8 protein-coding genes are annotated in these 7,642 nt (G+C 71.3%); 3 read left to right on the top strand and 5 right to left on the bottom strand.

Features of this window, described 5'->3' with window-relative positions; translation table 11 throughout:
• Nucleotides 1-114 precede the first annotated feature (114 nt).
• The 4 genes from ACFVYX_RS33450 to ACFVYX_RS33435 all read right to left on the bottom strand — a co-directional run bounded on the left by ACFVYX_RS33450 (nt 115) and on the right by ACFVYX_RS33435 (nt 3,896).
• Nucleotides 115-1,071, bottom strand: a complete 957-nt coding sequence (locus tag ACFVYX_RS33450; RefSeq protein ID WP_389685250.1) for an electron transfer flavoprotein subunit alpha/FixB family protein — start codon at nt 1,069-1,071, stop codon at nt 115-117.
• A gap of 39 nt (nt 1,072-1,110) precedes the next feature.
• Nucleotides 1,111-1,896, bottom strand: a complete 786-nt coding sequence (locus ACFVYX_RS33445; protein ID WP_389685249.1) for an electron transfer flavoprotein subunit beta/FixA family protein — start codon at nt 1,894-1,896, stop codon at nt 1,111-1,113.
• Between the two features lie 28 nt (nt 1,897-1,924).
• Nucleotides 1,925-3,076, bottom strand: coding sequence for an acyl-CoA dehydrogenase family protein (locus ACFVYX_RS33440; RefSeq protein ID WP_389685248.1), 1,152 nt, complete (start codon nt 3,074-3,076; stop codon nt 1,925-1,927).
• A gap of 139 nt (nt 3,077-3,215) precedes the next feature.
• Complete coding sequence (locus tag ACFVYX_RS33435) at nt 3,216-3,896, bottom strand: ScbR family autoregulator-binding transcription factor (protein ID WP_389685247.1); 681 nt, start codon at nt 3,894-3,896, stop codon at nt 3,216-3,218.
• 127 nt (nt 3,897-4,023) lie between these two features.
• Between ACFVYX_RS33435 and ACFVYX_RS33430 the strand changes: the two genes are divergently transcribed.
• Genes ACFVYX_RS33430 through ACFVYX_RS33420 form a run of 3 tightly spaced genes read left to right on the top strand, consistent with a single transcriptional unit; the run spans nt 4,024 to nt 6,717 of the window.
• A complete protein-coding gene (locus ACFVYX_RS33430) occupies nt 4,024-4,974 on the top strand; it encodes a ScbA/BarX family gamma-butyrolactone biosynthesis protein (RefSeq protein WP_389685246.1) in 951 nt (316 codons plus the stop codon).
• A gap of 14 nt (nt 4,975-4,988) precedes the next feature.
• Complete coding sequence (locus ACFVYX_RS33425; RefSeq protein ID WP_389685245.1) at nt 4,989-5,930, top strand: NAD-dependent epimerase/dehydratase family protein; 942 nt, start codon at nt 4,989-4,991, stop codon at nt 5,928-5,930.
• Between the two features lie 22 nt (nt 5,931-5,952).
• Nucleotides 5,953-6,717, top strand: a complete 765-nt coding sequence (locus ACFVYX_RS33420) for a glucose 1-dehydrogenase (protein ID WP_389685260.1) — start codon at nt 5,953-5,955, stop codon at nt 6,715-6,717.
• An 88-nt stretch (nt 6,718-6,805) separates the two neighbouring features.
• On the opposite strand, the gene ACFVYX_RS33415 is transcribed toward ACFVYX_RS33420, so the two are convergent.
• Nucleotides 6,806-7,459, bottom strand: coding sequence for a ScbR family autoregulator-binding transcription factor (locus tag ACFVYX_RS33415; RefSeq protein WP_389685244.1), 654 nt, complete (start codon nt 7,457-7,459; stop codon nt 6,806-6,808).
• Between the last annotated feature and the right edge of the window lie 183 nt (nt 7,460-7,642).

Below are 7,642 nucleotides of genomic sequence, written 5' to 3'. Positions count from 1 at the left end.
TGGTGGTGGGTGGCGCTGTGTTGTGGTTTTTCGTCGGACGAACTGTTTCGGGGGGGGGGGTGTGTCGCCGCCCCCCCACCCACCCGCCCCTTTCTTCGGCGGCGACGGGAACGGTCAGCGGGCGCCGATCTCGTCCGTCAGCTGCGGCAGCACCTCGAAGAGGTCACCGACCACGCCGTAGTCCACCAGGTCGAAGATCGGGGCCTCGGCGTCCTTGTTGACGGCGACGATCGTCTTCGACGTCTGCATGCCGGCGCGGTGCTGGATCGCACCCGAGATGCCCGCCGCGACGTACAGCTGCGGCGAGACCTGCTTGCCGGTCTGGCCGACCTGGTTGGAGTGCGGGTACCAGCCGGCGTCCACGGCGGCGCGGGAGGCGCCGACGGCCGCGCCGAGCGAGTCGGCCAGCTTCTCGACGACCGCGAAGCCCTCGGCCGCGCCGACACCACGACCGCCGGAGACCACGATGGCGGACTCGGTGAGCTCGGGGCGGCCGGTGGAGACGCGCGCGGTGCGCGAGACGACCTTCGCGGCGTTGCCGGTGAAGGCCACGGTGACGTTCTCGACCGTACCGGCGGCCGGAGCGGCCTCCGGGGCGGCGGAGTTCGGCTTGACGGTGATGACCGGCAGGCCGTGCGAGACCCGCGACTTCACCTGGTACGAGGCGGCGAAGACCGACTGGGTGGCGACCGGGCCGTCCTCGCCGGCCTCCAGCTCCACGGCGTCGGTGATGAGACCGGAGCCGAGGCGGAGCGCGACGCGGGCCGCGATCTCCTTGCCCTCGCCGGAGGAGGTCACCAGGACGGCGGCCGCCCCCTTCTCCTGGGCGAGCTGGGTGAGCGCGTCGACCTTCGGCACGACGAGCTGCTCGGTGAACTCGGCGCCGTCCGCGACGTACACGGTGGCCGCGCCGTACTCGCCGGCGGTGGCGGCGATCGAGGCGGCGGCCTCGCCGGCGCCGAGGACGACCGCCGTGGGCTCGCCGATGCGGCGGGCCAGGGTCAGCAGTTCGAGGGCCGGCTTGCGGACCGCACCGTCGGCGTGGTCCACGAGAACCAGGATCTCAGCCATGATTCGTTGCTCCTGTGTGAGTGTCTGGCTGACGGTGGGTCAGATGAACTTCTGGGTGGCGAGGAAGGCGGCGAGCTGCTTGCCGCCGTCGCCCTCGTCGGTGACGATCGTGCCCTGCGTACGGGCCGGGCGCGCGGCGACGGAGTCGACCAGCGTCCAGGCCCCGGCGAGGCCCACCTCGTCGGCGTCGATGTCCAGGTCGTCCAGGTCCAGCTCCTGGACCGGCTTCTTCTTGGCGGCCATGATCCCCTTGAAGGAGGGGTAACGGGCCTCGCCGGACTGGTCGGTGACCGAGACGACGGCCGGCAGCGGGGCCTCGAGGAGCTCGGTGGCGGCGTCGCCGTCACGGCGGCCCTTCACCAGGCCGTCCTCGACGGAGACCTCCGAGAGCAGCGTCACCTGGGGCAGGGACAGACGCTCGGCGAGCAGCGCGGGCAGCACGCCCATGGAGCCGTCGGTCGAGGCCATGCCGCAGACGACCAGGTCGAAACCGGTCTTCTCCAGGGCCTTGGCCAGGATCGCGGACGTGGCGATCACGTCGGAGCCGTGGATGTCCTCGTCGTTGACGTGGACGGCCTTGTCGGCACCCATCGACAGCGCCTTGCGCAGCGCGTCCTTGGCGTCGTCTGGACCCACGGTGACGACGGTGACCTCGGCGTCGTCGGCCTCCTCCGAGATGCGGAGCGCCTGCTCGACGGCGTACTCGTCGAGCTCCGAGAGCAGGCCGTCGACGGCCTCGCGGTCGGTCGTCAGGTCATCGGCGAAACCGCGGTCGCCGGTCGCGTCGGGGACGTACTTCACACAGACAGCGATCTTCAGGGTCACGGCCTGTCTCCTTTCAACGGGCAGGGAGTTACGGGAGGTTGCGGGCCATGACGATCCGCTGGACCTGGTTGGTGCCTTCGTAGATCTGGGTGATCTTGGCGTCGCGCATCATGCGCTCGACGGGGTAGTCACGCGTGTAGCCGTAGCCGCCGAGGAGCTGGACGGCGTCGGTGGTGACCTCCATGGCGACGTCGGAGGCGAAGCACTTCGCGGCCGCGCCGAAGAAGGTCAGGTCGCCGTCGACGCGCTCGGACTTGGCCGCCGCGGCGTAGGTGAGCTGGCGGGCGGCTTCGAGCTTCATGGCCATGTCGGCGAGCATGAACTGCACGCCCTGGAAGTCGGCGATGGGCTTGCCGAACTGCTTGCGCTCCTTGACGTAGCCCTTGGCGTAGTCGAGGGCGCCCTGGGCGATGCCGATGGCCTGGGCGGCGATGGTGACGCGGGTGTGGTCGAGCGTCTTCATCGCGGTGGCGAAGCCGGTGCCCTCGGCGCCGATCATCCGGCTCGCGGGGATGCGGACGTTGTCGAGGTAGACCTCGCGGGTCGGAGAGCCCTTGATGCCGAGCTTCTTCTCCGGCGCGCCGAAGGAGACGCCCTCGTCGGACTTCTCCACGACGAAGGCGCTGATGCCCTTGGACCGCTTGTCGGGGTCGGTGACGGCCATCACCGTGTAGTACTCGGAGACGCCGGCGTTGGTGATCCACCGCTTCACACCGTTGAGGACCCAGAAGTCCCCGTCGCGCACCGCGCGCGTCTTCATCCCGGCGGCGTCCGAACCGGCGTCGGGCTCCGAGAGGGCGTAGGAGAACATCGCGTCGCCCTTGGCGAGCGGGCCGAGGTACTGGTGCTTGAGCTCCTCCGAGCCGGACAGGATCACCGGCAGCGAGCCCAGCTTGTTGACCGCCGGGATCAGCGAGGAGCTGCCGCACGCGCGCGCGACCTCCTCGATCACGATCACCGTGGCGAGGGCGTCCGCGCCGGCGCCGCCGTAGGTCTCCGGGACGTGCACGGCGTGCAGGTCGTTGGCGACCAGCGCGTCCAGGGCCTCCTGCGGGAAGCGGCCCTCCTCGTCCACCGCCGCGGCGAACGGCACGATCTTCGCCTCCGCGAGCGCACGGACCGACTCCCGGAGCATGTCGTGCTCCTCGGAGGGCCGATACAGGTCGAAGTCCTTGCCCATGATGTGGAGCTCCCCTAGACACTAGTGGCACTGAGTACCCTCAGCAAAACACACTCAGTGCCATGACGCCAGAGCGCCCCGTCGCATGTTCCGCGGCGGGGCGCTTCCGGGGCTCAACAGGACCGGGCGGTCGGTTTTCTTAACGGGAGATGTCCGCGAGGTTTCCTTCCCCCCGGTGGAGCCGGCGCTCGTCGTACTCGGCGGCGAGCTGTCGGGCGCGCTCTTCGGTGATCTCCAGATCGGTCAGCAGGGCCGGGGTGCAGATCGTCGGCAGGACGTGCCGAAGGAGCACAAGAACCCGATGCGTCAGATCGTTGCGGTCGCAAAGAATCTGGGACATCGTCTGGATTCCCGCGAAGGCGCCGGAGAACAGCTCGGCCGTGTCCGTCACGTTGACGTGGACGAGGAGCTCCCCGCGGGCCTTCGCGACCGTCAGCACCTCCGAGACCTGATCGATCCACGCCCGGAACGGGGCGGCCCGGTCCACGCCCGTGGCGCCGCTGTCGAGAGCCAGGGCGACGCTCGCGCGCACCAGCGCGTCCCGCTGCAGCCGGTGGGCGAGGAGGAAGCCCTGGTCCACCAGCTCCTGCAGCTTGATGGGCTGGGGGACGAGCGGCTCGTCGAGCATCTGGGCGTCAAGCACGCCGAGAGCCAGGTCTTCCTTGGAAGCAAAGTGGAAATACAGCGCCCCCTTGGTCACCCCGGCGCGCACCAAGATCTCCCCGATGGTCGTCCGCTCATAGCCGCGCTCCGCGAAGACGGCCGCCGCCGACTCCAGGATCGCCCGCCGGGTTCGGATTGCACGCGCTTGCTGTGCCAAGGCGCCTCCTGCTGTATCGCTGACTGTGCTCGACGTGTGACGCGAAGCATTGAAAAGAAAACCGCGCTGTACGTATTCTACGCCGGGCGGGTTTACCGCCCAGGGCGCGCGGGGACGAGGGGGAACCATGGATCAGAACCGCCGAGGAACGACGACGTACGTCCCCGGGGAGTTCGTACACCGGGCCGACCCCGCAGACATCTTTCCGACGGGGTGGACGCGGCTGCAGGAGAATCGATTCTCTGTCTCCGCTCACTGGCCCGCGTCACATCCCTTCTTCTCTCCGGTGGCAGGCGACCGGCACGACCCCCTCCTGGTGGCCGAGACGATACGCCAGGCGACCATGCTCGCCGCTCATGCCGAACTGGGGGTACCCGTCGACGATCAGTTCGTCATGTGGGGCCTCCAATACGACGCCGATTCCGAGGCACTCGCCGTCAACGGCCTCCCGTCGGACATCACGGTCGACGTCCTCTTCCCCGAGCTCGACACCCGCCGCGGCAGGCCACGGAACGTCTCCAGCACCGTGCGGCTCACCCGGGGCGGGCGGCTGCTCGCCACCGGCGGCGGCCAGGCCGCCTGCACCTCCACCCCCGCCTACCGCCGCGTGCGGGGCGCGCGGATGGAGGCCCTCGGAAAGCCCGTACCGCTGATCCACGGAGTGGCCCCCCACCTGGTCGGCCGCCGCCGGCCGCAGGACGTCGTCCTGGGCCCCGGCCCCCGCGCGGGCATCTGGCAGCTGCGCATCGACACCGGCCACACCACTCTCTTCCGCCGCCCGAACGACCACGTGCCCGGGATGTTGCTCCTCGAAGCCGCCCGGCAGGCCGCGACGGTGACGGCCGGCGGGGGAGCGTTCCTGCCCACCGCCATGGACATCTCCTTCGAGCGCTACGCCGAACTCGACAGCCCCTGCTGGATCGAGGCCGAGGTCGTGGCCGCCCCCGACCAGTCGGCGACCGTCGTGCGGGTCACGGGCCGGCAGGACGGCACACCGGTCTTCGTGTGCAACCTCACGTCCCCGTCCCCGGAACTGGTGGTGGCCGGAGCGGGCCTCGACGGCCGGCTGGCGGGCTGAACCGGATCGGAACGATGGACCCTCGCATCCTGATCACCGGCGCGACCGGATTCATCGGCCGCCGCGTGGCGGCCGCGGCGACGGCACTGCCCGAGCCGACGCGCGTACGACTCCTCACCCGCCGGCCACCGGCCGCCGGGGAGAAGGGCAGCGCCGAGGCCGTCCAGGGAGACCTCCGCGACCCCGCTTCCCTGGGCCGCGCCTGCGAGGGTGTGGACGTCCTCGTCCACTGCGCCTCGGCGATCGGCGGGGACCCGGAGCTCGCCCGCGCGGTCAACGACGAGGGCACCCGGGCCCTGGTCGACGCGGCCGTACGGGCAGGCGTGACCCGGATCGTCGCCCTGAGCACCGCCTCCGTCCACGGCCGCGGCCCCTTCCGGGCCGCCGCCTCCGGCACCCTGCCGCTCGCCCCCGTCTCCGTGACGAGCCGCACCCGGGCGGCGGGCGAGCGGTACGTCCTCGACGCGGGCGGCGCCGTCCTGCGACCGCACCTCGTGTACGGCACCGGCGACCGGCAGCTGATCCCCGGCCTGGTCCGGCTGCTCGCGGCGCTGCCCGGCCCGCTCGTGGGCGGTGACTCGCTGCACTCGCTCGTCGACGTGGACATCCTGGCCCGCGCCCTGCTGGGCGCCGCGCTCTCCTCCCGTGCCCACGCCGGTCCTTACTACGTGAACCATCCCGAGCCGGTGCCCGTCACGGAGCTCCTGGCCGCGGCGGAGGACCTGCTCGCCCATCGGACGGGGGCGAGCAGGGGCGCGGCGGTGGACCTGACCGAGGCCCGCGCGCTGCTCGCGGGCCATGCCGTCGCGCAGCACCATCTCGACATGCTCGCCACCGACCACTGGTTCTCCGACGACCGCCCCTGGCGGGAGCCGGGCTGTGCACCGGGGCCGGGTTTCACCGAGGGATTCGCGGACCACAGGGCGTGGTACCGGGGCCTCCTCGACCACTCCTGACATGAAGGAAGGCGAGGCCGACATGCCCGCTCTGGCCGGCAGGACCGCGATCGTCACCGGGGCGAGCCGTGGCATCGGAAGAGGCATCGCCCAGCGGCTCGCCAGGGACGGAGCCCTGGTCGCCGTGCACTACGGCCGCGACGAGGCGGCCGCCCGCGAGACCGTGAAGACCATCGAGGAGGACGGCGGCCGGGCCTTCCCGTTCCGCGCGGAGCTCGAGGCGCCGGACGCGGTCGACACCTTCTATACGGCCCTGGAGGCCGGTCTCGCCGAGCGGGACGCGGGACCCGAGTTCGACATCCTCGTCAACAACGCGGGTGCGAGCGGCTCGGGGCGCGTCCATGAACTGACCCCTGAGGTCTTCGACCGGCTGTTCACGATCAACGTGAAGGCCCCGCTCTTCCTCATCCAGCGGGGTCTCGCCCGGCTGCGTGACGGCGGCCGGATCGTCAACATCTCCTCGGCGGCGACGAAGCACGCCTTCCCCGATTCCGTCACGTACGCGATGACCAAGGGGGCCGTCGACACGATGACCCTCGCGCTCGCCAAGGAGCTGGGACCCCGGGGTATCACCGTCAACGCGGTGGCCCCCGGCTACATCGCGACCGACATGAACGCCCGGCGCAGGGCCACGCCCGAGGCGAGCGCCGCCCTCGCGGCCCTCTCGGTCTTCGGCCGGATCGGGACACCGTCCGACGTCGCGGACGTGGTGGGCTTCCTCGTCTCCGACGACGCGCGCTGGATCACCGGCCAGTACGTGGACGTCACGGGCGGGACCGCGCTCTGAACCGTCTCCGCCCGTCGCCCTCCACGCCCGCTCCCTGACCGGCCGGCGGGCTGCTCGCTCTGCCGCCCGTGCCTCGGCCGGCTGCGCCTCAGCCGACCGGTGCGGGCACGCGGCGGCCGGTGACGGCCGCGCTGCCCGCCGGTTCCAGGCCTGCGAGCGTCTCGGGGCGCGCCAGGAGCGGCAGCAGCGTGCGCCACAGACCGGTGACGGTCGCGGGTGACAGCCAGGCGCTGTTCTCCGCGCCGAGGGTCTCAAGGCCGACGGTGGCGGCCACGATCGTGCGGGCCAGGTCCTGTTGCCGGCCGGGGCCGGCGGCGAGCAGACCCTCGTCGGCAGCCTCCGCGAGCCGTTGTTGCACACAGCTCTGCCATTCCTGGCGCAGGTTCAGGTCCGTGCGGCAGCTGTGGGAGCAGCTGAGCCGGAAACCGGCCCGCACGACGATGTCCTCGCGGAGCAGCCGGGCGAGGGCGTGCGTGGTGTCGGCCAGGTTCTGCAGGGCGTTCGACCGGTGGCCGTACACGATCCTGGCGGTCCGGCGCAGCGCGGTGGTCGCGTCGGCCTCGACGGCTGCGGCGACCGCCGCCTTGTTCTCGAAGTGGAAGTGGAGCGCGCCGGGGCTCACGCCGGCCCCCGAACTGATCGCGGTGAGCGTGGCGAGGGTGTAGCCGTGCTGGTCGAACTCCCTGGCCGCGGACCTGATCAGCGCGGTGCGGGTCCGTGCGGCCCGCTCTTGTTTGGTCACCGATGGCTCCAGTAGCACCATGCCGACAGTAAACCGACTGATTGGTATTGTACGAGCTTTTCGGGTGACTTCGGGGCTCGTCGGGCAGGCGCGATGGGGAGCGAAGAAGCTCGTCTTCGGGGGTCGTGGGCGGGGAGCGCGCTCCCCGGGCGGAAACGCGAACGGCCGGCGGACCGGTGGGCC

It is taken from the genome of Streptomyces sp. NPDC058326 (genome assembly GCF_042879855.1).
Taxonomy (GTDB): Bacteria; Actinomycetota; Actinomycetes; order Streptomycetales; family Streptomycetaceae; genus Streptomyces.
The sequence above is the reverse complement of the archived record's forward strand: the minus strand, read 5'-3'. Positions and strand labels throughout refer to the sequence as shown.

What these genes read in the sequence shown, in the direction of transcription:
- ACFVYX_RS33450 (WP_389685250.1), bottom strand. Translation starts at nt 1,071, where the DNA reads ATGGCTGAGATCCTGGTTCTCGTGGACCACGCCGACGGTGCGGTCCGC.
- ACFVYX_RS33420 (WP_389685260.1), top strand. Translation starts at nt 5,953, where the DNA reads ATGCCCGCTCTGGCCGGCAGGACCGCGATCGTCACCGGGGCGAGCCGT.
- ACFVYX_RS33425 (WP_389685245.1), top strand. Translation starts at nt 4,989, where the DNA reads ATGGACCCTCGCATCCTGATCACCGGCGCGACCGGATTCATCGGCCGC.
- ACFVYX_RS33440 (WP_389685248.1), bottom strand. Translation starts at nt 3,076, where the DNA reads ATGGGCAAGGACTTCGACCTGTATCGGCCCTCCGAGGAGCACGACATG.
- ACFVYX_RS33430 (WP_389685246.1), top strand. Translation starts at nt 4,024, where the DNA reads ATGGATCAGAACCGCCGAGGAACGACGACGTACGTCCCCGGGGAGTTC.